General features: G+C 37.4%; 19 protein-coding genes and 2 pseudogenes. 5 read left to right on the top strand and 16 right to left on the bottom strand.

The genetic code is table 11. The features are described 5' to 3' along the window. Nucleotides 1-323: 323 nt before the first annotated feature. Entirely contained in the window at nt 324-446 is a 123-nt protein-coding gene (locus P3F56_RS06335; RefSeq protein WP_281152073.1) for a hypothetical protein, read from the top strand. Here P3F56_RS06335 and P3F56_RS06330 read toward each other — a convergent pair. From P3F56_RS06330 to P3F56_RS06270, 13 genes and pseudogenes are all read right to left on the bottom strand, one after another. Further along, nucleotides 440-604 (bottom strand): hypothetical protein, encoded by a 165-nt coding sequence (locus P3F56_RS06330; RefSeq protein WP_281152072.1) that lies wholly within the window; start codon nt 602-604, stop codon nt 440-442. The genes P3F56_RS06335 and P3F56_RS06330 overlap by 7 nt on opposite strands. 697 nt (nt 605-1,301) lie before the next feature. Further along, nucleotides 1,302-3,389: an elongation factor G gene (fusA, locus tag P3F56_RS06325; RefSeq protein WP_281152071.1), complete on the bottom strand. Its 2,088-nt coding sequence runs from the start codon at nt 3,387-3,389 to the stop codon at nt 1,302-1,304. Nucleotides 3,390-4,085: 696 nt separating this feature from the next. Further along, complete coding sequence (gene leuC / locus P3F56_RS06320) at nt 4,086-5,492, bottom strand: 3-isopropylmalate dehydratase large subunit (RefSeq protein WP_281152070.1); 1,407 nt, start codon at nt 5,490-5,492, stop codon at nt 4,086-4,088. Nucleotides 5,493-5,836: 344 nt separating this feature from the next. Further along, nucleotides 5,837-7,495 carry a hypothetical protein gene (locus P3F56_RS06315; protein ID WP_281152069.1) on the bottom strand — a complete coding sequence of 553 codons (1,659 nt, stop codon included), beginning with the start codon at nt 7,493-7,495 and terminating at the stop codon, nt 5,837-5,839. An 808-nt stretch (nt 7,496-8,303) separates the two neighbouring features. Continuing rightward, nucleotides 8,304-8,414, bottom strand: a pseudogene (locus P3F56_RS06310) (metal ABC transporter substrate-binding protein); the annotation flags it as partial. Nucleotides 8,415-8,581: 167 nt separating this feature from the next. After that, complete coding sequence (locus P3F56_RS06305) at nt 8,582-8,713, bottom strand: hypothetical protein (protein ID WP_281152068.1); 132 nt, start codon at nt 8,711-8,713, stop codon at nt 8,582-8,584. Between the two features lie 444 nt (nt 8,714-9,157). Beyond that, nucleotides 9,158-9,856, bottom strand: coding sequence for a hypothetical protein (locus tag P3F56_RS06300; protein ID WP_281152067.1), 699 nt, complete (start codon nt 9,854-9,856; stop codon nt 9,158-9,160). 35 nt (nt 9,857-9,891) lie between these two features. Then, nucleotides 9,892-10,137 (bottom strand): annotated as a pseudogene (locus tag P3F56_RS06295) (pantetheine-phosphate adenylyltransferase); the annotation flags it as partial. Nucleotides 10,138-10,142: 5 nt separating this feature from the next. Further along, the gene (locus P3F56_RS06290) at nt 10,143-10,754 is read right to left on the bottom strand and encodes a hypothetical protein (protein WP_281152066.1); all 612 of its coding nucleotides are present in this window, start codon (nt 10,752-10,754) and stop codon (nt 10,143-10,145) included. Nucleotides 10,755-10,801: 47 nt separating this feature from the next. Further along, nucleotides 10,802-11,287, bottom strand: coding sequence for a pantetheine-phosphate adenylyltransferase (gene coaD / locus P3F56_RS06285; protein WP_281152065.1), 486 nt, complete (start codon nt 11,285-11,287; stop codon nt 10,802-10,804). 915 nt (nt 11,288-12,202) lie between these two features. Further along, complete coding sequence (locus P3F56_RS06280; RefSeq protein ID WP_281152064.1) at nt 12,203-12,937, bottom strand: sugar transferase; 735 nt, start codon at nt 12,935-12,937, stop codon at nt 12,203-12,205. An 80-nt stretch (nt 12,938-13,017) separates the two neighbouring features. Beyond that, on the bottom strand, nt 13,018-14,178 hold the full coding sequence (locus tag P3F56_RS06275) for a glycosyltransferase (RefSeq protein WP_281152063.1): 1,161 nt from the start codon (nt 14,176-14,178) through the stop codon (nt 13,018-13,020). A 167-nt stretch (nt 14,179-14,345) separates the two neighbouring features. Continuing rightward, nucleotides 14,346-14,714, bottom strand: coding sequence for a single-stranded DNA-binding protein (locus P3F56_RS06270; RefSeq protein ID WP_281152062.1), 369 nt, complete (start codon nt 14,712-14,714; stop codon nt 14,346-14,348). Nucleotides 14,715-15,076: 362 nt separating this feature from the next. Between P3F56_RS06270 and P3F56_RS06265 the strand changes: the two genes are divergently transcribed. The 3 genes from P3F56_RS06265 to mreD are packed head-to-tail and all read left to right on the top strand — an operon-like array spanning nt 15,077 to nt 17,480. Continuing rightward, nucleotides 15,077-16,129: a rod shape-determining protein gene (locus tag P3F56_RS06265; protein WP_281152061.1), complete on the top strand. Its 1,053-nt coding sequence runs from the start codon at nt 15,077-15,079 to the stop codon at nt 16,127-16,129. A 56-nt stretch (nt 16,130-16,185) separates the two neighbouring features. After that, entirely contained in the window at nt 16,186-16,935 is a 750-nt protein-coding gene (gene mreC, locus P3F56_RS06260) for a rod shape-determining protein MreC (protein WP_281152060.1), read from the top strand. Then, entirely contained in the window at nt 16,932-17,480 is a 549-nt protein-coding gene (gene mreD / locus P3F56_RS06255) for a rod shape-determining protein MreD (RefSeq protein WP_281152059.1), read from the top strand. The genes mreC and mreD overlap by 4 nt, the downstream gene beginning before the upstream one ends. Nucleotides 17,481-19,853: 2,373 nt before the next feature. Here mreD and glmS read toward each other — a convergent pair. Next, nucleotides 19,854-21,740, bottom strand: a complete 1,887-nt coding sequence (gene glmS / locus P3F56_RS06250; protein ID WP_281152058.1) for a glutamine--fructose-6-phosphate transaminase (isomerizing) — start codon at nt 21,738-21,740, stop codon at nt 19,854-19,856. A gap of 385 nt (nt 21,741-22,125) precedes the next feature. Next, entirely contained in the window at nt 22,126-22,677 is a 552-nt protein-coding gene (locus P3F56_RS06245; RefSeq protein WP_281152057.1) for a DUF3172 domain-containing protein, read from the bottom strand. 178 nt (nt 22,678-22,855) lie between these two features. Here P3F56_RS06245 and cax point away from each other — a divergent pair, with 178 nt between their 5' ends. After that, nucleotides 22,856-23,962 (top strand): calcium/proton exchanger, encoded by a 1,107-nt coding sequence (gene cax, locus P3F56_RS06240; RefSeq protein WP_281152056.1) that lies wholly within the window; start codon nt 22,856-22,858, stop codon nt 23,960-23,962. Between the two features lie 521 nt (nt 23,963-24,483). Here the strand turns inward: cax and P3F56_RS06235 are convergent. Next, nucleotides 24,484-25,914 carry a GTP-binding protein gene (locus tag P3F56_RS06235; RefSeq protein WP_281152055.1) on the bottom strand — a complete coding sequence of 477 codons (1,431 nt, stop codon included), beginning with the start codon at nt 25,912-25,914 and terminating at the stop codon, nt 24,484-24,486. Between the last annotated feature and the right edge of the window lie 307 nt (nt 25,915-26,221).

Raw genomic sequence — 26,221 nt, 5'->3', positions numbered from 1 at the left:
AATAATTAAGACTTTTTGTTGATATCTTGAGAACTAATAATTTTTATCAAGTCAAATTGGTTGACTCCATTTACCTAAATTATTATTTTTTGCTTTATGTTTGAAAATTTTTTAATAACCAGTCAAATTTAAATAAGTACAAGATTTTAGTAGAAAATAAATAATCCGATAATTTTCATAAAAGTTATATGCTGCTAAACTTAGGAATTAATTAGTTGCTGCTTAGACTGAGAAGGTTACTTTTACAAGATTTAGAGAGATATCTTCGGTTTTAGTCACTGACAATCCATCTCCTGCCATTATCAACAAACCTGGTAGATTTAATGCTAGGTAAGATTCCTTATAAATACTTTGCGGATGACTATAACGCCATCGACGAATTAAACCAGAGAGAAGCTATTCTTAATAGTTTTTCGACCACTGTAGCGTTATCTCTTCCTCAATAAGGAGGACTCAATTTGAGCACAGTGTGTAAGATGATGGCAAACTTTTTTGGAAAAATTCCTTTTTTGTGATTGCAAGCTATCGACGCTAAGGAAAGATAGTTGAGAAGCAACTCTTCCGGTTCAGGAATTGAACTTCTGTCGTCAAGTAACGCTGACACAGTTATGGGAGGGTAATAACTCACCTGGTCAAGACTATACTTTAAGGGGAAGAGAAAAGGAAAGTGATGGCTGAGTTTTCAAGTTAAATTAAGGATTAGAGAATGGTAGTGGTTAAAATTCAACTATTTCCGTAAATATGGGGCTTATTTTCTATAAATAAGCATCTCAAACGATTTTAATTACCCGTGTTTGAGTATGAACTTCTAAGTCTCAGGCTAAATGCTTAGCAATATTAGGATTAATTTCATGACCCCGATAACAAGGTTGTTGAGTAACAGTTAATTGTTTTGAGCATTCCGCGATGACATGGTTTTGCAATTATTGATTAACCAAAAGTTGAAATTGTAGGTGACTGGTTAAAAATTGTGCCCTACTATTGAAAACCTCTTGACAAGAGGGAAAATGAGTAATTTTACAAGTAGCTAAACGTCCTCCAATTCCTCGCCCTTGATCTAAAAAGTAATATCAATTCCCTGGCGTTGTAGGACTGTCCCCATCGTTAACCGTACAATACCAGACTATAAGGCGTAATTGTAGTCGTTTGTTGGTTAACTTTATGAATTAATTCTATCTAGCACTAATCAGGTTGTGCCTTAGAAATATTTTTGAGGATATTTGCTTTTAGGATAAAAAATTCCTGATCGCTATTATCTTCGATCAGGAATTTTTTTTGCAATGAAAAATTTTGCTTAAAATTTAAGAAGTAGCCTGACGTTCTTTGACTTCAGCGATAACTTCTTCAGCCACATTATTAGGACAAGGTGCATAGTGAGAAAACTCCATAGAGAATTGGCCCCGGCCTGAAGTCATTGTACGTAAGTCTCCAATATAGCCAAACATCTCACTTAAGGGGACATTGGACTTGATTCTAGCTCCCATAGGAGTTGAATTTTGAGACTTAATCATTCCTCGACGACGGTTAAGATCACCGATCACATCTCCCATATAATCTTCAGGGGTAAACACATCCACATTCATAATGGGTTCGAGGAGTTGGGGACCTGCTTTAGGAATGGATTGACGATAACCGGCTCGTGCAGCAATTTCAAAAGCGATCGCAGAGGAATCAACAGGATGGAACCCACCATCGGTTAATCTTACTTTAAGATCCACACAGGGGAACCCAGCTAAAACCCCTTTACTAATACTATTTTCAAATCCTTTCTGGACTGCAGGCCAAAATTCTCTGGGAACGTTGCCTCCAGTTACCTTAGACTCGAAAGAAAAACCGCTACCAGGTTCTCCGGGTTCAATAACATAGTCAATCTTCGCGAATTGACCCGAACCCCCAGATTGTTTCTTGTGGATATAGGTATCATTGATAGTTTTAGTAATAGACTCGCGGTAAGCGACTTGGGGTTTACCCACTTCAACTTCAACTCCATGGGTTCGTTTAAGGATGTCCACCTTAATGTCGAGGTGGAGTTCTCCCATCCCTTTCATAATAACTTCGCCGCTTTCTTTATCTGTTTCCACATAGAATGATGGGTCTTCTTGAACCATTTTGCTGAGTGCCATCCCCATTTTTTCGTTCTCTCCTTTCTTTTTGGGAGTGACAGAAACGGAAATGACGGGGTCAGGGAAGACCATAGGTTCCAAAGTAGCTGGAAACTGAGGATCACACAGTGTATGACCTGTTTGGACGTTTTTCATCCCTACAATTGCCACAATATCCCCGGCCTGTGCACTTTCAATTTCTTCACGGGAATTAGCGTGCATTTCCACCAAACGGCTAACCCTTTCGCTTTTTCCCGTGGCGGTGTTGAGTACGGTGTCTCCTTTGGAAAGGGTTCCAGAATATAAACGGGTGAAGGTGAGTGCGCCAAAACGATCATCCATGATCTTAAAGGCTAAAGCCCGTAGAGGTTTATTGGGATCGACAATAGCAAATTTCCCTGTTTCGTTACCTTCGAGATCAACCTCGGGTTGAGGTTTAAGTTCGGTAGGGTTGGGGAGATAGTCGACTACAGCATCAAGAACTAACTGTACCCCTTTATTTTTGAAGGAGGAACCGCAGTAGCTGGGAAAAAAAGCGAGCTCACGGGTTCCTTTACGGATACAGGCCTTAATTTCATCGATAGTCAGTTCTTCCCCTTCGAGATATTTTTCCATGATCTCGTCATCTTGTTCAACGGCCATTTCGATCAACTGTTCGCGGTAAAAGGTGACTTGATCAGCCATATCGGCGGGAACTTCTTTAATTTCATAATTCATCGGATCTCCCGAATTGTCCCAAATCCAAGCCTTTTCAGTTAGTAGATCAACAACTCCACAGAATTCGCTTTCTATCCCAATGGGTAGCACCATAATTAAGGGTTTAGCTACCAGGATATCTTCAACTTGCTTTATAACTGAAAAGAAATCGGCCCCCGTACGATCAAGTTTATTAACGTAAATAATTCGAGCGACTTTGGAGTCGTTAGCATAACGCCAATTGGTTTCTGACTGTGGTTCTACTCCGCCTGAGGCACAGAATACCCCAATTCCCCCATCAAGTACCTTGAGAGAGCGATAGACTTCAATAGTAAAGTCAACGTGACCTGGAGTATCAATAATATTTAGTTGGTGATCTTTCCAAAAACAACTGGTAGCGGCAGATTGAATCGTGATTCCACGCTCCTGCTCCTGTTCCATGAAGTCTGTGGTGGCCGCGCCTTCATGAACCTCACCGATTTTGTGAATTTTTCCGGTTAGTTTGAGAATTCTTTCGGTGGTGGTAGTTTTTCCTGCATCGACGTGAGCGAAGATGCCAATGTTACGGTAACGAGTTAGGTCTTTGTTCATACTAGGTCTACAGGGTTGAGGTCTCACAAATGGTATTTAAGGGAAAATCGGCGTTTCCCTCATAGCCAGCACAGGAGGCTGGAACTAAACCACTCGGAGCGTTACACATTTGAGTGACGTCTATGACGACACCAAATAATTGTTAGGCAATTTTACACTTAAATCACAGTGAAAGTTTGTTTCCTTCTCTAGTTGTTGTGACTATGTTCAAATTCATAGACATAAATGTCGACCCAGCTTTTTGAGTAGGTAATCCACAGTTACTAAAATAACTGCTCCAGCGATCGCCACCTGAAAACTCTAAGGAGGAGTAGTACTGAACACAAAATGGGCTTGGCCAATGGCTTGTTTAGAAACCTTTAGAGCGACTTTACGGGAGTTAAACAGCAATTCTAATAAGGAAACAAGTCTTTGCACTAAATATAAGCGGCAAGAAAGGTGTAATTAATATTTTTTAGTTCATTAAGCACAGAAACTACAGTCCTGGATAGAGCTTTTGTTTATCTAACTCAGGTGGGGGAATTTCAGTATGAGTAGGAGTTTCACATTGACAAAAAAGATAAAGTATTAATATTTTGTAGTAAGTTCTAAAAAGGCAAATTTTTACGAACCAATACGCAAATTTTCTGCCACTAGAGTTAAAATGCAGAGGTTTTATTGTTTATCTGAATAAGGTGGGTATTGCCCACCCGACCATTAGGATAATAATTCCCGGACATCAGCCACTTTTCCGTTAATTGCTGCAGCTACTACCATTGCTGGACTCATTAACAATGTTCGTCCAATAGATGAGCCCTGACGGCCTTTAAAGTTACGGTTAGAGGAGGAGGCACTGATTTGATCTCCTTTTAATTTATCAGGATTCATGGCCAAACACATCGAACATCCAGCCTCGCGCCATTCAAATCCAGCTTCAACAAAGATTTTATCAAGACCTTCAGCTTCTGCCTGGAGTTTCACCCGTTCTGAACCTGGAACTACAAAAGCTTTTACCCCTGGAGAAACCTGGCATCCTTGGGCGAACTTGGCTGCTTCTCTTAAGTCGCTAATACGACCATTAGTGCAACTTCCAATAAAGCAAACATCCACCTTAGTACCTTTGATGGGGGTTCCTGGGGAAAGTTGCATATACTGATAAGCTTCTTGGGCTATCGCGCGATCACTATCGGGTAAACTTTCAAGGGTAGGAATCTCTTCATTAACTCCAATTCCTTGACTAGGGGTAATTCCCCAAGTAATCGTGGGCTCAATCTCCGCAGCGTCAAATACCACAATATCATCATAGACTACATCCTTATCAGATCGGATACTTTCCCACCATTGTACTGCCTTATTCCAATTGTTTCCTGTGGGGGCAAAGTCTCGTCCGTTAAGGTAGTCAAAGGTCACCTGATCTGGGTTTACATAGCCACATCTAGCCCCCCCTTCAATAGACATATTACACACTGTCATTCTTTCTTCCATGGACATTACCTCAAAGGTAGTTCCGGCGTATTCGTAGGCGTAACCCACCCCTCCTTTAACTCCCAATTTACGGATAATATGGAGGATCACATCTTTAGCGTATACTCCAGATTTTAAGGTCCCGTTAACCTCAATTTTGCGGACTTTTAGTTTAGACAGAGCTAGAGTTTGGGAAGCTAAGATATCCCTAACTTGAGAGGTTCCCACTCCAAAGGCAATCGCCCCAAAAGCCCCGTGGGTGGAAGTATGAGAGTCCCCACAGGCAATGGTCATCCCTGGTTGGGTCAACCCTTGTTCCGGTGCGATAACATGGACAATTCCTTGATTTCCTGAGCCAATACCATAGAAGGGAATGCCGTTCTCTTTAGCGTTGGTTTCTAACGCTTGAATCATCTCTTCGGCCAGATAGTCAGCGAAGGGACGAGATTGATTTTCTGTCGGGACAATGTGATCTACGGTGGCGACAGTGCGATCACGATACAATACTTCCAGCCCTCTTTCGCGCAACATAGCGAATGCCTGAGGACTTGTGACTTCATGAATTAGATGGAGTCCAATAAAAAGTTGGGTTTGTCCTGAGGGTAAAATTTTGACGGTGTGGGCATCCCAAACCTTGTCGAATAGGGTTCCTTGACTCATGTAGGTATAGGTATAGGTATACTAATCTTCTGAAAATACATCGTTTACATATTATTCGTGTATAATAGCGTTTTTTTGTCTTTAAAGCTGATCTTTTTTTTCTAGTCAAATATTGAGTTTAACCTTTTTTATAGTAAGGGTTAGTCTCTTTTTCAAAAAATTCTATTTAGAGTCTTTGATATTGGAGTAATATGCTACTTTGTCAAAAAAAGCTGAACACAATTAACTCATAAATATGCTCCTGACTGTAAATAAAGATATTTAGAACCAACTCTTAGTTAAATTTCACTCTAACATCCCCTATATTATTCTGATATATCAGAATAATATAGGGGATGTTAATCTTATTTAGTTAACTTTCGTAACGCTACCCACAGTTTACTTCCTAATCTTTCCAGCCAGGAAATAATCATGTCAAGCCATCCTAAGATATTCTCTAAGGGATGTTTAACATACCCAGTAGACTCAGCTTCGGTTTCAATACAATTTGGGAGTATTTCCTTAAGATTATCTTGAGGTTTTGCTTGTTTTAAGGCGGTATAAGTAGACGAGATTCTACCAATAAAATTCTGTTTTATTTTAACATCAGAGACAGATGTAGCAAAAGGTTTAAGCTTCTTATTTTTCTTGTTTACTTTCTGCTTACTCTGACGTTTAAAAGGTACTTTTATGTCTTCTTTGAAAAATTTGGCTGAGTCAGTTTCTCCTTTGAAAGCTTGCGGTAAAGCCATAGGTAAATTAGTTGACTTTTTGGATGAATTAGAAGTTGTTTTTTTAACATAAAGATCATCCCAAGATAACCAGAGATCATCGGTGTCTTCATTAGTATTGATATTAGTGAATTCAGCTTGATGTAAACAAAAATTGGAAGATGAAAAATGAGAATTAATAGTTTTAATAGATTGCTTTGTCTTTAATTGAAAACTAGAAGTTTTCTGTCCAAGAAGGTAATCAATGGCAACTAAAATCAATCTTCTAATTTGAAAAGGATTGTTTGTCTCTTTTGTTAGAGATCTGTTTATCCATTTCTGTAGTTTCTTTTCATTCTTATTGACTATTTTTGCATTATAGTTAATGGTGTTATTTTGAAATAATTCAGGTTTATTTTGTAGAGACAATGACCTTCTTAACAAACTATTTTCACAGACATTAATCGATTGATTAGTTTCAGGTAATAATTGTTTTGATTGAGAATGTCTGTGAAAATAGTTTGTTGCCCTTTGAATAACGTTTTTCAGGTATTTAACATCTAAATTAGATGATTGTTTCACTACACTGCTGACTGGCTGATGCTCAATTCTAACTTTTAAAAAAGATTCCCCAAATAGATTAAGTCTTGTTGCCATTGGACTTGTTTGCATCCATCGCATTCCTTGCCAAAACCAGCGTACTGGAGGTAGGACATTTTGGGGGTTAGTGGAAAAGCTAGAGATTAAACCAGGAGTTTTGCGAGATTGAGTTAGTTTGAAGCGACGATCATACCAATAGTTAGCAGTTTCTACCTGAATAAGCTTTTGAAGAATTTTTTGTTGACTAGGGGAAAGAAGATCAACAGTCTGATTGTTTGATTTAACTAACACTAGATAACAGCTATCTAAAACACTAGCAATTCCTTGAATTGTGAACTTCCGAGTCAAATTATCGCTGTCAGTTTCTGTCTGTGTGACTTCCTCCCCCAATAGGAATTTAGAAGAGGCTAACCAAGGTTCAATTTCTTGTAAAACTTTATTCAAAGGACGATCACTATTCAAGGGAAGGGAATAAATCTTCTCAGAAGATAAGGAAATTCGTTCGACAGTTTGTCCCAATTGCCGTCGAACTGTTCGGCCTGCTTGCACAAACAAGTACAATGGGTAGACAAGAATTTGCGTTCCCCACTCAGCCGTAACCCTTAAGTGTCGGACAACACGGCTTAGATGGTCGCGTAACTCTAAAGACTGACGATTCACGAAATTGAAAAGTTTACTTTTATATGGACGACTGGGGGAAGAAGGCATAGGCATTTTGAGTCGCTAACCTCAGCTGCTTTTTCATTATGCCTGAAAGTTGCGGCAAAGGAACTCTGTTCAACCAGAATTTGATTAGTATTTATGCACATGAGAGAAAATCTAGAGGCAATTGTTAATTAATTAAGCACTAGTTTTAGGAACTTCTGTCGGTTCAATCAAGGTTACCTCTAGGTTCAACATAATACTTTTGTATAGCCATCCTGCTAATATTGCTCCCACAATAGGTGCGACCTAAAACAACAGTAATTACGAGATCAAGGCAGGGTTGCGGCAAAATAAAGCTACCCGGCGTCCTAGGTTAACGGAGATATTTGTTAAACGAATGTTGATTAGATCGATTAGAACGAGAGCTAACTTATATAGTGGGAGGAGCAAATCTAGCCAAGGCGAGGCGACAAGTTGCACCTAAAATAATGATGACTCTTCTAGACCAGCCGTGGCAAAATCATAACAAACACAAACAGAAAAGAGACTCCCGAAAAATCTTCACTGTGAATTAACTACCAAAGTTAGAGTATTCTTAATACTTTATTAAAAGACAAGGAAGATTGATTGGCAATATTCTTTCTGATTGCTCTGTTACTCAATCGTTAAATTTTTTACAATGCTGCGAGGATTAGCCCACAACATCTTAATATGACTATCTTCTTCGCTCTCAGAAGAACCAATAAAACCATGATTATAGGAGAGATAAAACTTGCCCTACCTCTGCTTCTTAGGCAACCGTATTAATCAATGCCGAGTTATATTTTTGACTTTAATAGCTTTAAATTGAGTACTTTTGATGTATTTAGCTATTTATTTACGTTTGTACGCTTGTTTGTTCTTCGGTGATCATGCCAATCGACGTTTCCGTTACCGTTAACCCATAGGCTTTGGCATAATATTGAAAGGCATAATGGGTAGTAATTAACTTCCGTTTTTTTGCTTAAAATATACTAATTTGCCAATATATTTAACTATATAAAACATCTTAAATTTGCCGTCAATATCGCGATTTTTTGGTGAAAAATTCTTTGATCTTCGGGAGAAGATTCTACTAATTTATCCCGAACTACTTCCACTATTTTTACCGCATTTTTAGCATCTCTTCGCCCATACATGGAGATCAGGTTCTCGCTGTCCTTGATACTCAAAACCTAAGGGAATAATCACCTCCCCAACAGCCACTTGTTTACCTTGAATTCCTGGAATCTTTGCAATTTTAATCAATTTAATTAATCCAGATCCAACATTGTAACCGTTATACAAAATTATATCTACTCTTTGAGTTTTCTTTTTGGAGTAAACTACGATTTTAATTTCAATTCTTCGATTAATTTTTCAAAAAAGTCTCACTAAATTATCCCAGATTTTAATAAATTTTTTGGTCTCTAGTTAAGAGTATGCATAACTTTATTCTGTCGTAATAACTTCAATACTTAAATGTTCCAGTTTAGTTAAACACTCGCTCACTTCTTCAAACGCCCCTCCTAATTCTTATAAACGAAAAATAAATAAGTAGTTTGGTGTTTTTTCTTAGCGATCTTTAATTAAGTTCTGTAATTATTGCGCTGACCTAAGTTTTGATAAATCCGCTCCACTTCTACTCCTAAAATTGACTAATCAGATAAAGATAGATAATGATTTCCATAAAGTAAGAGTAAATTTGTCGTGTTATCTCTGTTTTCCAGAAGTTGGATTTCTATTCAGTGAAGGATTTTTAGGTGAATAAGATGAGGAGCGTGTTGATGAATTTGTATGTAATTGTTGGCGACCATTACGAATTACATTAAGCATACTGTTAAGTTCTTGTTCTAGTTGTGTGAGCACCCCATCAGTATAATTATCAGCATCCTCCTGAAGTTTTTGAGATTCTGCAAAACTTTGCTGACGTAATTTTTGCATTTCCGCCGTTGTTAATTGGCGTAACTGTTCCATTTCTGCTACAGTTTGTTTCTGTATTGTCTCACAGTCTTGCTGAACCTGTTGCCGTAGTTGATTGGCTTCTTGTTGTGCTTGTTGGATGATCCGTGTCTCATCCAAAATTTGCGCTGCTTGTTGCTTAGCTGATTGAATAACCTGTTGTGCGTAAGCTTCTGCTTCTGTTAAGAGTTGCTCTTCTTGATCGAGAACCATTAAAGCTTGGCGAATTGACTCAGGAAGTTTATCTCCAATGAGATCGAGTTGATCGATTAATTTTGCTTCATCAATCATTGTCCATCGTGTTAAAGGAATATGAAAACTTTCGTAAATCATTTCCTGAAGGCGAGCAAGTTCTTGTTGAATATCAAAATCAACTTCTCGGCGATTGGTCATAGCCTTATTTTGATGGTTGACCGTTTCATTACGGGATGATGGATTTCGGCGTAGCATAGAGATTAGGTTAATAGACTCTCAAAAAGTATAAATTATGATTGACTTTCACGATAGTACCGATAAATATCTCTAGCTACATTTCCAGGAACTAAATGGGAGATAGATCCGCCAAATTGTGCAATTTCTTTAAAATTACTACTGCTTAAGAAACTATATTCAGTGGTTGTCGCTAAAAAGACGGTTTCTATTTCTTCGGAAAGTGTTTTATTGATGTGGGGCATTTGGAGTTCTTTCTCAAAGTCTGATAAAACTCTTAACCCTCTTAACAAAACCCCAGCGCTCATTACGAATTACATTCATTACGAATTACATTAAGCATACTGTTAAGTTCTTGTTCTAGCTGTGTGAGCACCCCATCAGTATAACTATCGGCATCCTCCTGAAGTTTTTGAGATTTTGCAAAACTTTGCTGACATAATTTTTGCATTTCCGCCGTTGTTAATTGGCGTAACTGTTCCATTTCTGCTACAGTTTGTTTCTGTATTGTCTCACAGTCTTGCTGAACCTGTTGCCGTAGTTGATTGGCTTCTTGTTGTGCTTGTTGGATGATCCGTGTCTCATCCAAAATTTGCGCTGCTTGTTGCTTAGCTGATTGAATAACCTGTTGTGCGTAAGCTTCTGCTTCTGTTAAGAGTTGCTCTTCTTGATCGAGAACCATTAAAGCTTGGCGAATTGACTCAGGAAGTTTATCTCCAATGAGATCGAGTTGATCGATTAATTTTGCTTCATCAATCATTGTCCATCGTGTTAAAGGAATATGAAAACTTTCGTAAATCATTTCCTGAAGGCGAGCAAGTTCTTGTTGAATATCAAAATCAACTTCTCGGCGATTGGTCATAACCTTATTTTGATGGTTGACCGTTTCATTACGGGATGATGAATTTCGGCGTAGCATAGAGAGTAGCCTAGAGATTAGGTTAATAGACTCTCAAAAACAGTAAATTATGATTGACTTTCACGATAGTACCGATAAATATCTCTAGCTACATTTTCAGGAACTAAATGGGAGATAGATCCGCCAAATTGTGCAATTTCTTTAACATTACTACTACTTAAGAAACTATATTCAGTGGTTGTCGCTAAAAAGACGGTTTCTATTTCTTCGGAAAGTGTTTTATTGGTGTGGGCCATTTGGAGTTCTTTCTCAAAATCTGATAAAACTCTTAACCCTCTTAACAAAACCCCAGCGCTACGTAATCTAGCATAGTCTACTGTGAGTCCAGTAAAACTATCAACTCTAACATTAGTTAAATGTTTGGTGCATTCACGAATTTGTTCAACGCGCTTTTCTACAGAAAATAACGGATGTTTATTCGGGTTGCATAACACAGCAACAATAATTTGCTCAAACAACTTTCCCCCCCGTTCAATAATGTCAAGATGACCAAGGGTAATGGGATCAAAACTGCCAGGATAAATTGCAATCACGAGATTTAGTTAATAAGAGAAATTAGGTCATTTCTTTGCCTAAAACTTCCCTTGATTAAGGTATGTAAGTCTAAGATACAATAAAAACATAATCTGATATGTAAAGCTTTAGAAGCTTAACTGTCTCAGCAACAAGTTGCTGAGACAGTTAAGTAGAGCTCGCTTCAGGTTGAGTGGTGATTAATGTACCAATGGCATTGGTATAGAGGATAACCGTTTAAACAACATTGACGAATAAAACCAGCAACAAAACTATCCCCTACTCTTTTTTACATTTACTCCAAAAGCATCTACTTTATCTATGAGTCTCTCTCAAATAATATTTACAGTTTTTTCTCTCTGCTGTGACCAATATCCCTGAGACTTGAGATAATTGTTGGGCAATTCCCTTGAAATTGTCTGTGCTAAATAGCCATTAAATGTCTTTATCTAAACGTTTAATGATATCAATCGGCCTACTGTAATAAGTTTTTAATCAGAAACATTGCCCTCCCTAAATTGAGCTAGAACACAGGTCACCAGTTGATATTAACAGGATCTTTATTTTTCGAAATATATGAAATATATGTTTTTTCAGCTAGATGAATGGGTCGGTCCTGATGTTCCCACAACCAAAGAAAAAGCACAAGCTACATTCTCCGGTGCGTTCCCAGGATAGAGAATCTAGAATACGACCTTGTCTATGGTTTTATCTATTGACAAGACAGTCAAAGAATATTTCTTCTAAACAAAAGACTTTGTCATACATAATTGGTAATTGAGATAGATAATGGAGGGTTTAAAATTCACCTAAGTTCTAACTTTTTTTCTAGCTTAAAAAAAAACTCCCCTTAACCTTGATGGTTAACGGAAGTTTCTGGTCTAATGAAATTCTTAATTGAGAGATTTTATTACTAAAATAAATAACCCAATTAATTAGTAAGCTCCGTTATTTCTAGGGAAAATAACAACTTCAATGGTTTTAACCATCACCCAAAGATCCATTAACCAATTGCGGTAGTTTACATAGTAGACATCGATTTGAACCCGTTGGGGATAAGGGATATCATTGCGCCCTGAAACTTGCCATAAACCCGTAATTCCAGGACGAATTGTCAGAACCTTATCAATACGATTCCCGTATTTACAGAGTTCTTCAGGAACTAAAGGTCGCGGACCGACGACACTCATATTCCCCTTGAGAACATTCCAGAATTGAGGAAATTCATCTAAGCTAGTTAAACGCAAAAATTTTCCAATCCAAGTAATTCGTGGATCGTCTCTAAGTTTAAAGTTATTTTCAAACTCAGCCCGCATCTGAGGGGAGTTGGCCATCATCGACTCTAGAACCTCATCAGCATTATGAACCATAGTTCGGAATTTAATACAACCGAACTTCTTAAAATTTTTACCAGCCCTCTCCTGGATATAAAAAATGGGGCCAGGAGAACTGACAGCGATTAATAACCCTAAAATCAGATAGAGCGGAGAAAAGAAAATCAAGACAAAGAGAGAAAAACTAATATCAAAGACTCGCTTGGTAACATCTCCATCTAATAAAGTCTGTGACCATGACCTTTGATATCTTCTTTGGGACAACGAGGGAGTTAAACCCCGTCTCATCAAAGCTTGTAAAGCTTTGACAGAGATAAATTGGCTGTTAGCAGTCATCTTACTCCTTCACATCACATCACATCACACCACACATTCCCGATCATAAAGCCAGACGACCTAAATTATGGCAATTCTGCTCATAAAAATCGGGAATTTTTCTCAGAACTTTTTTGGACAAAGTCCTTCTCACAATCTTTTAAAAACGCTAAATAAGACATTTCAAAGATTTTCGGAGTAAATTTAGCTGCCTGTAGACGACAGCTTTCCGATTTAATCAGATGTTGAAACTCTTGAAAAGTTTCAACGGTTTTAACTAAATTTCCTGAAGTCTGGGAAGAAAAAAGGATTCCTGTTCCCTTTTGGGGATCTTGACGAATATCGAGCACTGTTTCTAGCGCACCACCTCCTCCATAAGCAATAACCGGGGTTCCACAAGCTTGGGCTTCGACTAGGGCAATTCCAAAGTCTTCACAAGCAGCATATACAAAGGCTTTTGCCTTAGCCATATATTGCTCAACTACCTGATTAGGTTGATTCCCTAATACCTTAATGTTGGACTTAGCCAATTGGCGAATTAAGGGAAGATCAGGACCGTCACCAATAATAACTAAAGGATAACCCAATTGATTAAATGCCCGCACTATTAATGAAATCTTTTTATAACTTACCAATCGGGAAACGCTCAGATAAAAATCTTCTTTGTGGGGAGTAAAATCAAACCGTTCAAGGTTTACAGGAGGATAAATAACTTTTGCTTGTCGACGATAGCAACGCCAGATTCGACGTGCCGTGTGATGAGAATTAGCAATAAAGTAATCAACTCGATTGGCACTGGCCACATCCCATTGACGCAAACGATGTAAAAGATAGCGGGTCATAAGACCGGCAATTCCTTTACCGGCAGGAGAATTTTGCAAATAATCAAAGGTTAAGTCCCAAGCATAGCGCATTGGAGTATGACAGTAACAAACATGAAGTTGGTTAGGACTGGTTAGAATTCCTTTTGCTACTGCATGGGACGATGACAAAATAACATCATAGTTTCGCAGATCAAACTGTTCTATAGCAATCGGCAACAAGGGTAGATATTTTTGGACTCCATTACGCGCTAGGGGAAAATGTTGTAGAAAAGTAGACCCTATTGAGCGTCCGTAAAGATAGCTTTGGGGATTAGTAGATTCAAAATCAATTAGGGCATACAGATCCGCTTTGATGTGCTGTAAAATTTCTTCAACAACCAACTCTGACCCACCCGTTGCTTTGGGGGTCAACCATTCGTGAACTAGGGCATATTTCATAACTGTTATCCCTTTTCTTGGGTAAGGTCACAAAGGTCGTTAAGAGAAGATAAGACGAGTTTCAGGTTGTTCCATCAGTGAAAAGACGGAAGATCCCTTGGAGCGATCGCAAGTTACTGAGTCGATCGCTATCGTTTCTAAAAAGAAGGAACGGTTAACTCAATCTGCTAGAATTCATCAGCTTCTTGATAGCTATTAATTGATTCTGAATCATTATCCCGCTTGGACCCTAATAGTTCTAGTCGATCTACTACAATTACTGGACTAGAACGATTCGCTCCAGTATTGCGATCAGTCCAGGTTTCAATGATTAATTCTCCTTGAATGCCAATTAATGCTCCTTTTCTTACGTAGTTGGCTGCTATTTCGGCTGGTTTATTCCAAATTTTGAGTCTAAACCAGTCTGGCACATCAGTCCTACCACTACGACGACTAACTGCCAAAGAAAGTTCACATAAAACTTTTCCTGAGTCAAAATACTTGACCTGTGGATCAGCACCTGCACGACCCACTAAATTAACGACGTTTAACCCCATTTATCTGTTAACTTTAACCAGTAATTTAGTGTAAAAATACCTTTATTGTAGAGGAAAATTGTCTTGATGACTTTAATTGACCTAAATTCAAACTGATGATCATTACCATTATGGAAAAAGTTTAGAGTCAAACTATGATTTATAAACAATCAACAATTAAGAAACGAATTCATAAGATCAATAATAAGCAAGGGGAAAGACAGATAAATTATGCTTACAATTTGAGTGTTTATCACTATAAATTCGTTAATTCAGCTAGACTTACCATTGAGAAAGGTAATTGCGATTCCATTGATATTCTTAACTCTGGGGTCATTTTAAATTAGTCAGTCGGTCATTTAATATAAGAGGTGTAACTCAAAATGCGAAAACTTGGTTTTTTTAGTCGTTTTTCTCTATCAAGAGATATGGGGATAGATTTAGGGACGGCCAATACCCTTATCTATGTTTCTGGTAAAGGGGTGGTACTTGAAGAACCATCAGTAGTTGCTATTGATCAAGAGCGCAAAATTCCTTTAGCAGTTGGGGAAGAAGCCAAAAAGATGCTAGGTCGTACTCCAGGAAATGTAATAGCTGTGCGTCCCCTGCGCGACGGTGTTATCGCCGACTTTTTAAGTGCTATGATCATGCTCAAAGAATTTATTAATCGCGCCCATGAGGGGAGTCCCTTAGGAAATCCAAGAATGGTGATTGGAATTCCCAGTGGTATTACCGACGTGGAGCGTCGCGCAGTAATCGATGCCGCTAGAGAGGCTGGAGCTAGAGATGTGGGTTTAATAGAAGAACCGGTTGCAGCTGCCCTTGGTGCTGGTTTACCTGTTACCGAAGCTACGGGCAATATGATTGTTGACATTGGAGGGGGAACTACAGAAGTAGCGGTTTTAAGTTTACAAGGACGGGTGCTTAGCGAATCTGTTCGGGTGGCAGGAGATGAACTTACCGAGTCTATCATTAACTATATGAAAAAAGTTCATAATCTCGTGATAGGGGAACGTACTGCCGAAGAAATTAAAATTCGTTTAGCATCAGCCTATCCACTACAACATGAAGATGAACCCATTATGGAAGTTCGTGGGTTACATCTAATGTCTGGCCTACCAAGAACCATAACAGTTAAAGGTGAAGAAATTAGAGAAAGTATGGCTGAACCTTTAGCAGTTATTGTCGATGCAGTGAAAAGGACTTTAGAAAGGACTCCCCCAGAATTAGCAGCGGACATTATTGATCGAGGAATTATGTTAGCTGGTGGAGGAGCTTTACTCAGAGGTCTTGATACTCTTCTAAGCCATGAAACTGGTATTGTTACTCATGTAGCTGAAGATGCTCTACGCTGTGTTGTGAAGGGAACTGGAGAAGTTCTCAAAAACCCCAAAATCTTAGATCGAGTTTTGAGTGAAAGCTCTCGTCTAATTTAATAAACAACTTCTTCTTATAATAAACAACTTCTTCTTAGGTAATTGCAAGCAATAATATGCTAATAGTGAGGCGTTGGTATGCTCGATATGGCTCAAAATTGACATGGGCAGTGATAGCCTTAGGAATCGGTTGGTTTTTTCGACAAACACAGGGTGCACCTATACTAGAACTATATTATTGGCTTAGTCGTCCTTTTGAGCCAGCCCCCCCTGTGTTATTACAAGAGCGACTCACTAACGCCCGGATCCAAGAGTTGGAAATGCGTTTGGCTGAACTAGAACGACAAAATCAACAGCTACAAAAACTCCTGGGATACTTTGAGACACAATCTCAATCAGTAATCACTGCTCCTATTATTGGGCGTAGCACAGACGATTGGTGGAAACAAGTGATTTTAGGTCGAGGAAGTCGAGATGGAATTGAAGTTGGTTTTATTGTTACCGGTATTGGAGGTATCATTGGTCGGGTGGTGGATGTTACTCTCCATACCAGCCGAGTTTTATTGATCAGCGATCCCACGAGTCGGGTGGGAGCTACGGTGAGTCGTAGTCGCACCATGGGGTTAGTGGAAGGGAAAGGCTCTCGAATAGTAGTGATGCGATTTTTTGAGAAAGTTCCCAAGGTCCATCCTGGTGACACTATTACTACTTCTCCAGTGAGTCGTCTTTTTCCAGGAGGTTTACCTATTGGACGGGTTGAGTCAGTGAATCTCGAAAGTAGTCCAGCTCCTCAGGCAACAATTAAATTAACGGCTCCAATTAATGATTTAGAATGGGCAATTGTCTATCCTTTTGACAGCAAATGATGTCTTGGTTTCGCTATTATTTTATAAATATTTTGGTGATTGGCGGGTCTATGACCCTATGTTTATTACTGTCTCCTACTCGTTTGCCTGGGACAGAGTTGTTGGGCATTGGTACTAATTGGGTGCTAATTTGGGTGGTAATTTGGAGTATCAATCGGACTGTTTTTCAAGGGGTAATGGCAGGACTGTTATTAGGATTGATTCAAGATGGATTGACAGGAGCTTATCCTTCCCATGTTTTTGGTCTAGTCTTAGTAGGATTTTTGACAGCTCGTTTACAAAAACAACGCTATCTTCAAGAAGACTTTATTTCGATTGCATTGATTGTTTTTGTTATGGTTATTGTAGTAGAAACTGTTACAGCAATTCAATATTTTGTGGGTAAAATACGTACTTTAGAAGAAATTAGTAGAGACTATCAACAGTTAGTTTTGTCCTCAGCAATTTTGAGTAGTTTATGGGCTCCTGTGTTCTATTATCCTCTGAATTCCTGGTGGGAAAAAGCTCCTCATAAAACTCAATATAAAGTAAACAGCAAAAAATAAAAATTAAAGCTTTTCTAGACTAAGAGAAAAAAATTAATAGCTAATAACTCTTATGATTTTAACTACAAGACTAATCGTGATAACTCCAATAACTCGATAGTTATACGATTGGTCTTTTATATGATTAGCTTTTTTAAACTTTAGGAATTTATTTTATAAAGCAAAGCTTTCAACTTTTATTTATTAAGATTTTGTCGCAGCACAACAATATTAGGACAGTTTTTAAATCAGAAGATAACTAATCAAATATTCCAGTGAGCGTTATCAGTTATGCTAGACCTTGTAGTTATAATTTACGTCAAAAAGCAGCTAGAAAAGTACAAAAAAACACAACTATGAAGGCTATAGTTTATTTCAATTTAGTTATAAAACTGTTAACTTATGCTTAAAAAGCAGTAAAATAAGCATAATCTAATACAGAAGTTACTCATAAATAAATAAAGAAGATATTTTAAAATAAAAGATTCATAAAAGTTAAAGTTATTTTTTTATAAAAATGATGTTATAAATCGAATAAAAATGACTAACCTATGGAGGAATAATATTACTAAATAGAATCTAAGTTAGACGCACTAAAAATAGAGAATAGTCAGAAACAAAACTTATAGGTGTCAAGAAATAAACAAGCTAAAATGAGAAACATAAAAAAACGGAAGTATTTTTGTAGATAAAGTTCCATTACCATACAAAGAAAATCATCCATATGGATATAATCCTATAGTAAAAAAATACTGTTTTCAAATGAAAACAGGTGAAGTTATGACCATTGTAATCGGTTCTTCTTGGTCAGGATATAGAACCTTTAAAGAATTTAATACATTACAGGTCCCGATTGCAAATAAGTATTTTGTAATCTAGTAGGCTATAAATCATCTTGTGGAACTTATGCCCTGAATAATGATTGTTATGGACTATTTTTTTACATACATGTAAAGGATAAATTAGAGAAACTAGTTTCAGCTAAACTACTCTAATAGAAGTTTTTCATCAAGCTCACAGTGGTGCATACAAAATTTTTGAAGGCTTAGTTAAATGAGTCCAAGATTCTGTGGAGTAGCTATTAGTAGTTTAAACCACATTAAATCATAAACGAATACGATAAATTATTAGTTTTTTAGTTAACTCAAGGCAATACAGTCCATTTGAAAAAGTTTCATCGGCAAGGACAAGGACTTAAAGTAGTTCCTCCTCATCGACAGAAGATGAAGTAAAATTCAGTGAAACTGATTGGTAAAATTTTACTTTTTAGGCTTTCTTGAATTGAAACGGTTAACGACCAACTTAAAAATATATCTCTATCTCGCATTGAATATTTGAGACATCGAAATTTTGGGAAGCATTTAAAATTGTTTTCTTTAACTTTTTGCTTGATTCTGGCAAAAAGGTAGTTTGGCCTTGTCTTCTGCTATTTTTTAAAACCCATTGTAGTCTTGATTATTGGCAGTTACTATTTTAGATAATCGTTAACCTAGTTTTATTTTGACTTAGATATTGAGAATAGCAACCGTGTTTTTAAATCTTGTTTAACTCAAGTTTTGTAGGGGATCTTAGACAAATTACAGTTTTTTGAGTAATTTATCTCTTATTTTTTTCTGTAATGCATTAAGATGTTTGTTTTGTGTATTATACTACGCTGATGTATTATACAAGTCTCTTACAATTGACTTGACAAACACTCTTTTAAAACTTATTTTTTAAAAGTTATTCGTCTACAATAACCAATCAACTCCTAGAAAAATATCCTTACATGACAGGACTACTTAGTTTTTTAGTCCTATAAGTTGGATCTGATAGTTGTTGTTTAAATTATATTAAATCTCTAACAAAATAACTATAGTTGACTTTAAGGATCTGATTGAATCAATCTAACTGTTATTTATTTTAAAATAAAATTATTTGGTTAATTTAATTTATAGAAATTCAAAAACTACGTTTATAAATTAAATTTGATATATAAACATAGTTTAACAGATCTACAACAAAAAAAATAAAAATTGGAACAGTAGATTAGTTAGTTACGTATTTTTTATACTAAAAAAATAAGAGTTGTTTCAGACGATATTCTACTCTATCTTTAAGAACTCTTAATTTAATAAACAGTCTAAGAGATTTGTAATCTTGTTATATTAGTTATGATTAATAGATAATTTATATCTTTCTTCAAAATGACAACTTAGCAGAATCGTTAATTATTTTATTGGATGATCTATCACATGACTAAGTTGATAGATGATTATGTCGCTGATATAATCATCTATCAACTTAATTAAATAGACATTAATGATTGTTCTCTAATGTAGATTCAAATCAAACTATTCAAAACAAACGAATTTTCGTTATTTTTGATCTTATTTTTTAGTTTAAAATTGAAAATTACTCAACGGTTACACTTTTAGCTAAATTACGAGGTTGGTCTACATCTAGCCCCCGTCTAGCAGCAATATGATAGGCTAGTAATTGTAAGGGAATAACTGTAATTATCGGAGATAATAATTCATCAACATGGGGAACAAATAGCAAATCATCAAATGTTGATCGCACTTCATCATTATCAATAGGTGTTACCCCAATTAACCTTGCATCTCTTGCCTTTGCCTCTTGTGCATTGGATATGATTTTATCATAAACTAGCCCTGGCATTGCGATCGCCACGACTGGAACCTTAGAATCTAATAAGGCAATAGGGCCATGTTTCATCTCTCCTGCAGGATATCCTGCAGCATGAATATAACTGATTTCTTTTAATTTCAAAGACCCTTCTAAGGCAATAGGAAAATTAATGCTACGTCCTAAAAATATAAAGTCTTTAGTGTCAGCAAATTCGTGAGCTAATTCTTCAATTTTCTTCTCTTGTTTTTCTAAAATAATCTCAATTTGAGACGGCAATTCTCGTAAGCCCTCAATTAAGGTATTAATCTTATCTACTGTTAAATAATGTTTATGATGGGCTAAGTGAATAGCTAAGAAATAAAATCCCATTAATTGAGCCGTAAAACTTTTAGTGGCCGCTACTCCAATTTCAATACCCGCTTGGGTATTTATGATACGATCTACCATATGGGCTAGGGTACTTTCAGGACGGTTTGTAATCCCTAGAATTCGCGCTTCATAGGGATAAACTAACCCAATGCGTCGTTGTTTTTCCATTTCTAATGCGGCTAAAGTATCAGCCGTTTCCCCTGACTGGGTAACACCAATAGTTAAGGTATTTGCCATCATCGGCGCAGGAGAATAACGGAATTCTGAGGCATACTGTACCATCGTCGGAATTCCCGCAATTTGTTCGAGTAGATACTTTCCAACTAAACTAGCATTCCAACTAGTTCCACAAGCAACAATTTGAATATAATCGACGTTATCGCACAATTCAGATGCTAATCCTAAATCAATGGGACTTAAATCGTCACCATTTTGGGCATACCAATCATTGTGTAAATAGGTTTCTAAACAACTTCTAACCACCGAGGGTTGTTCATAAATTTCCTTTAACATAAAGTGGCGAAACCCTTGTTTTTCCACCGTGGTTGCTGTCCAGTCAAGGGTTCTAGGAAGTTTTTTTAGGCGTTGTAAGGTGGAATCGTAGACTTCTACGCCAAGAGGAGTTAAACGGGCAATTTCCCCATTTTCCATCGACAAAACCGCATGAGTATGAGGAACTAGGGCAGTGACATCAGAAGCACAGAAAAATTCCCCTTGACCAAAGCCAATAATGAGGGGAGCTTGATTTCGCGCCACAATCAATTCATCGGGATAGTCTGCACAAATAACCGCAATTGCAAAAGACCCTTTGAGACGATGAATCGTTTTTTGAACAGCAATAAGTAAATTATCATAGTCCGAAGTTTGAGGGAGAAATTGAGCAATTAAATGAGGGATAACTTCTGTGTCAGTTTCGGAGAGAAATTCATAACCCTGAGCGATCAATTCTTCACGTAAATCTCGATAATTTTCAATAATGCCATTTTGCACTACAGCTATCTGCTTGGTTGCATCCATGTGAGGATGGGCATTATATTCTTCAGGTTTACCATGAGTCGCCCAACGGGTGTGGCCAATGCCAACTTGGGAGGGGTTAACATCCCGTTCTAATTTTTCACGTAGATTGTACAATTTTCCCTTAGCTCGTACACAGTGAATGTTGCCTTCTAGAAGAGTAGCTATTCCTGCTGAGTCATAACCTCGATATTCTAATCTTTCTAAACCGCCCATTAAAATATCCGTTGCGGTTTGAGTTCCGATATAGCCAACGATTCCACACATAAGTTTAAACTAGAAATTGATTAATCCTATCAATTATCAGTGATTAAGTTGATTATGACTATTGATTTTTTAGAGGTTGTTAGAGGTTAATAAACCTTAACTTTTACGTTCACTCACAAATTAGAAGTCATTCGACTAAATTATTAATGTTTTAATAAACGCACCGAACTAAGGTCGTGTTTGCTGTATATCTAGTTTGATGACATTTTAAGGGAAAAAATAACTAAAATCCTAATATCTAACTAAGATTTATCTAGATATTGTCATTAATTGAATTTTCTTCTTTTCGCTTAAAAGAATTTCTTTCGGAATACCGCGCTCAGATTATCATTGAACCAAATATTCCTTTAGGCTAGATTATGATGGGCATTAGTGTTTAAAAATTTTAAAAATTATCGGTTTCTGAACGGGGGGGGGTTACCGAGCCTGCGGGGTTCAAAAAGAGATTTCCCGCAGCATCATTGGGATAAATACAATTAATTTCTGGTTTGGTCTCAAGAGAACCTGTAAACCCAAAAGTATTCATCCGATTTTTACAGTCTCTTACCTGTTCCCCTGTAATCAACTTTTGTTGTTCAAGTAAACTCATATTAGCGCGACGCAATACACATCCTGGTTGCATTGCTGGTTGAGTGACAAAGACACTGAAAGGGTTAAGGGTAATAAAAACCCGCATATCAGTGACAATAGCACTAGCTCCAAATTGAACGCAAAGTTCAGCGTCAGGCACACTTTTGTCAATGACCTCCCGTGAGGCAACATTTTGGGGGTCAAAACTTGCGGTGGAACTAACTCCAATACCAACGCCAATTCCTAAGATAAAAATTCCTCCTAATAAGGCGATATTAGCGTAATTAAATTTGGAATTAGAAGGTTCTGGAGAAGAATAACGAGGCGGTCTAGAACGGGGATTATAATCGCGAGGTCTACGTGTCATAGAAATTATGATAATTTCTTGTTCAGAAAAACTAACTAAAAGAGACATCATGAAATCAGACACAGGCTTTGATCACTTGATCGTATTCCAACATGAACGGACATGATGATTTTAAAATGACTTAAACTAGAGCTAGATTAAAGATAAATGTTCTCTAGTTAAAGATCGCTCATTGTTTATGATAACTAAAAAGAACCTCTTGTTTTTACTATTGTTATTTATCCCCTTCTCTTTTGCAGCTAATTATTTTCATTGGGGCTCTAAAGTAGTTTTTATCACTGCTGCTTTAGCCATTGTTCCGTTAGCTGCTTTTATGGGGGAAGTAACTGAGGCGATCGCAGTAGTTACTGGTCCAAATTTAGGAGGATTACTCAACGCCACTTTTGGCAATGCCACTGAGCTTATTCTAGCATTAATTGCCCTAAAAGAGGGATTAATTAGTGTGGTTAAAGCCACCATTACAGGCTCAATTATTGGTAATTTATTGCTAGTCGTAGGCTTTGCCATGTTATTCGGGGGACTTCGCTACAAAGAACAGGAATTTCAACCTGTGGCTGCCCGATTAAATGCGTCTTCAATGAATTTAGCAATAGTTGCTATTCTCTTACCGACAGCAGTTCAATATACTTCCACAGGAATTGAAGAACAAACCCTACAAAATCTTTCAGTTGCTGTAGCTATCGTTTTAATTATTGTTTATATTTTAACTCTAATTTTCTCCATGAAAACCCATGTCTATCTTTATAATGTGGGAATGCTGGAAATGGAAGATAGAGACTTATCAAAATCTAGTGATAAAGACTTCAAAAAAGTTAATGTAGGACGGTGGTGGTTTCTCTTATTGTTAATAACTCTTGGGGTTGCTATTGAATCGGAATTATTAGTTAATTCCCTAGAAGAAGCTACAGAATCTTTAGGACTGACCCCTTTATTTACTGGGGTTATACTACTTCCTATTGTGGGGAACGCGGCAGAACATGCTACGGCAGTGACGGTTGCAATTAGAAATAAGATGGATTTATCTATGGCTGTTGCAGTAGGTTCAAGCTTACAAATTGCCCTATTTGTTGCTCCAGTGTTGGTAATTTCAGGATGGATTTCAGGGCAACCGATGGATCTTGGTTTTAATCCTTTTGAATTGGTAGCTGTTGCTGTTGCCGTTTTAATTACTAATTCTATTAGTTCTGATGGTCGCTCTAATTGGTTAGAAGGTACCCTGTTATTAGCCACTTATATAGTAATTGGATTAGCGTTTTATTTCTATCCTGTGATTGATGGATTTTAAACTTGGAAGAACACGAACTAATTAAGAACGAACAACATTGTCTGGGACTCCTACTATAGCGCCGAAAGGAACAAAAATCTAAGTAGAAGTTTGATATCTCAATAAAGTTACCAACGCCACTACATGTGATTGGGGCTAGTAGCGACTCAAAAAAAGTTGGTCTTGATAGGAGGCTTGGTAATAGGGAAACTCTTGCAGAAGCGATCACTCGCACTGTTTCAAGAATTTCCTTCTAGAAAAGCTCGATTCCCTAAACTCCGACGTAGTTAAGTAAGCTAGCTAATAAAGGGGTGGCTATCATAAAAGATAAAAAATGGATAAAAATGACTATAAAAACCGTAAGTTACCCTAAAGCTCCGGCTACTTTATACCTAACAAATGATGTGATTATGACAAAAAAATCAGGAAAAAATTGAGAGATAGCCAATCCATTAATAGACTTAATGGAAGTTAACTAACGAAATTGATTCACCACATTCAGTTTTAGAGCTTGTAGAACTTACAAATGACGCTTACAACGACTAACCCCGTTTCAACTTTGCTCCTAATTCCCACTTAATTCGATTTAAAATAGAGGACTGATCTAAAGATGATAGGATGCTTTTAACCACTGTTTTTGGACCTTCAGGCCCCCAGGAAGCTCCATTGGCTAAATAACGTTTTGTTACTTGTCCAATAGCATAACACGACACTCCTGCAACACCCCCTTGAGTAATAGCCACAGAAACATAGGGAAGCAAAGAAATACCTCCCGTGATCGGTGTAGCCAGTCCTAATAAACTCTTAAGAGAACTCAAGCCAAAAGAAGCTACAAATTCACTTCCCGTAATACCCCCCATACTTACTCCAATTTTTTGCAGCAAAGCGATTGCTCCTTGTTGAGTCATATCTACTCCATACAATCGAGACAAGGCCAAAATCATTGCTACATCCACCACTGCCCCCGTCAATAAATCGACCACCGTCACAGGGTTAAGAGCAATCGCCACAGCTTTAGCCATAACTGCCTTCTGAATTAATTGATTAGCCGCCTCTTCCCGAATTATCAGCTTTCGTTCCACAATTTGTTCATTGACTTCTGAGGCATACAGCATTGTATTTAGGGCTACCAGAGACTTTCCCTCTCGATATAAAATTTCAAGAATTTTCAATTTAAGGGCTTCAACTTGCGGTTTTCCTCGCCTCCGTTGCTGTTTTAAGCTCCCTTCTTGATTCCTTATCATTTCTGTCACTAAAGGAGAAGCAGCCACCATCACAATTTCATCGGGAGATAACAACTCTTTCACCCTATCATCCCGAATTTTTTGATAAATTGCCAGGCGATCAGCTTCAGGGTACTGATCAATTTTGTTAAAGGCTAAAATCATCGGTTTTCCCACTTCCCGTAATTGACACAGGGTCTCATATTCCACATTAGTCATATCTCCGGCAATAATAAATAAGATTAAATCTACCTGCCTAGCTATCTCATGGGCTAATGCTTCACGGGTTTGACCGCCTACTTCATCAATTCCAGGAGTATCAATTAACTGTATTCGGGAATTTCCCCACCCTGACAATTCCAGTCTTTGAACTCCCTCATGGGTGTCATCGGAGTTTAATTGCCAGTTAGCATTATTAACAGTTTTTGTCACCCCATGTAAGGGACCTGTTTCAAAAATCTCTTGACCTAGGAGGGAGTTTAAAACGGAAGACTTTCCCCGTCCCACCATACCAAAAGCAGCTATTTGTACCACAGACTGCTCTAATCTTTCTAACATTGCCATTAGATGATTTAATTCAGTTTCTAATCCCACTTGTTCAGATATGGTTAAGTCGAGATGATTAACTAGTCCTCTCATTGTATTTTGAGCTTTTTTGTAGTTAATTTCCTCCTGAATCGCTTTAAAACCAAGAATTGTTTGATCTAAGTCATCAGAATTCCAATAATTGTCAAAGTTGGGTTGAGACATTGTGGTTAGAACAGTTGGAGTCAAGAATTTACCATTTCCTTATTCCATTATGATTGACTAAATTTCCGATTGAGGTAAATTATTTAAGTTTGCTAGATTCAGTCCCATTGCTTAAACCTAAGAGGGATTTCTGTTTCTATTACAGGATAGATTAACAACTTGTCCTGAAGAACCCACCAGTCAAATCAGCTAAAGTGAATGGCACAATCAGCCAGACAATCACCCCTGGGGTCCTATTTTCTTGTAGGGTGGGCAAAAGTGTGGTCCATACATAATTAACCAAAATAGCTATTGTATTTATCTATCT

Origin of the sequence: cyanobacterium endosymbiont of Epithemia clementina EcSB (genome assembly GCF_029919255.1) — a bacterium.
Taxonomy (GTDB): Bacteria; Cyanobacteriota; Cyanobacteriia; order Cyanobacteriales; family Microcystaceae; genus Rippkaea.
This window is presented reverse-complemented; position numbering and strand designations above follow the sequence as displayed.

Coding starts and splice junctions, on each gene's coding strand:
- P3F56_RS06280 (WP_281152064.1), bottom strand. CDS start 12,937: ATGACTGCTAACAGCCAATTTATCTCTGTCAAAGCTTTACAAGCTTTG.
- mreC (WP_281152060.1), top strand. CDS start 16,186: ATGCTAATAGTGAGGCGTTGGTATGCTCGATATGGCTCAAAATTGACA.
- P3F56_RS06315 (WP_281152069.1), bottom strand. CDS start 7,495: ATGCCTATGCCTTCTTCCCCCAGTCGTCCATATAAAAGTAAACTTTTC.
- mreD (WP_281152059.1), top strand. CDS start 16,932: ATGATGTCTTGGTTTCGCTATTATTTTATAAATATTTTGGTGATTGGC.
- P3F56_RS06290 (WP_281152066.1), bottom strand. CDS start 10,754: ATGCTACGCCGAAATTCATCATCCCGTAATGAAACGGTCAACCATCAA.
- P3F56_RS06275 (WP_281152063.1), bottom strand. CDS start 14,178: ATGAAATATGCCCTAGTTCACGAATGGTTGACCCCCAAAGCAACGGGT.
- P3F56_RS06245 (WP_281152057.1), bottom strand. CDS start 22,677: ATGACACGTAGACCTCGCGATTATAATCCCCGTTCTAGACCGCCTCGT.
- P3F56_RS06335 (WP_281152073.1), top strand. CDS start 324: ATGCTAGGTAAGATTCCTTATAAATACTTTGCGGATGACTATAACGCC.
- fusA (WP_281152071.1), bottom strand. CDS start 3,389: ATGAACAAAGACCTAACTCGTTACCGTAACATTGGCATCTTCGCTCAC.
- P3F56_RS06270 (WP_281152062.1), bottom strand. CDS start 14,714: ATGGGGTTAAACGTCGTTAATTTAGTGGGTCGTGCAGGTGCTGATCCA.
- glmS (WP_281152058.1), bottom strand. CDS start 21,740: ATGTGTGGAATCGTTGGCTATATCGGAACTCAAACCGCAACGGATATT.
- P3F56_RS06265 (WP_281152061.1), top strand. CDS start 15,077: ATGCGAAAACTTGGTTTTTTTAGTCGTTTTTCTCTATCAAGAGATATG.
- cax (WP_281152056.1), top strand. CDS start 22,856: ATGATAACTAAAAAGAACCTCTTGTTTTTACTATTGTTATTTATCCCC.
- P3F56_RS06300 (WP_281152067.1), bottom strand. CDS start 9,856: ATGCTACGCCGAAATCCATCATCCCGTAATGAAACGGTCAACCATCAA.
- leuC (WP_281152070.1), bottom strand. CDS start 5,492: ATGAGTCAAGGAACCCTATTCGACAAGGTTTGGGATGCCCACACCGTC.
- P3F56_RS06235 (WP_281152055.1), bottom strand. CDS start 25,914: ATGTCTCAACCCAACTTTGACAATTATTGGAATTCTGATGACTTAGAT.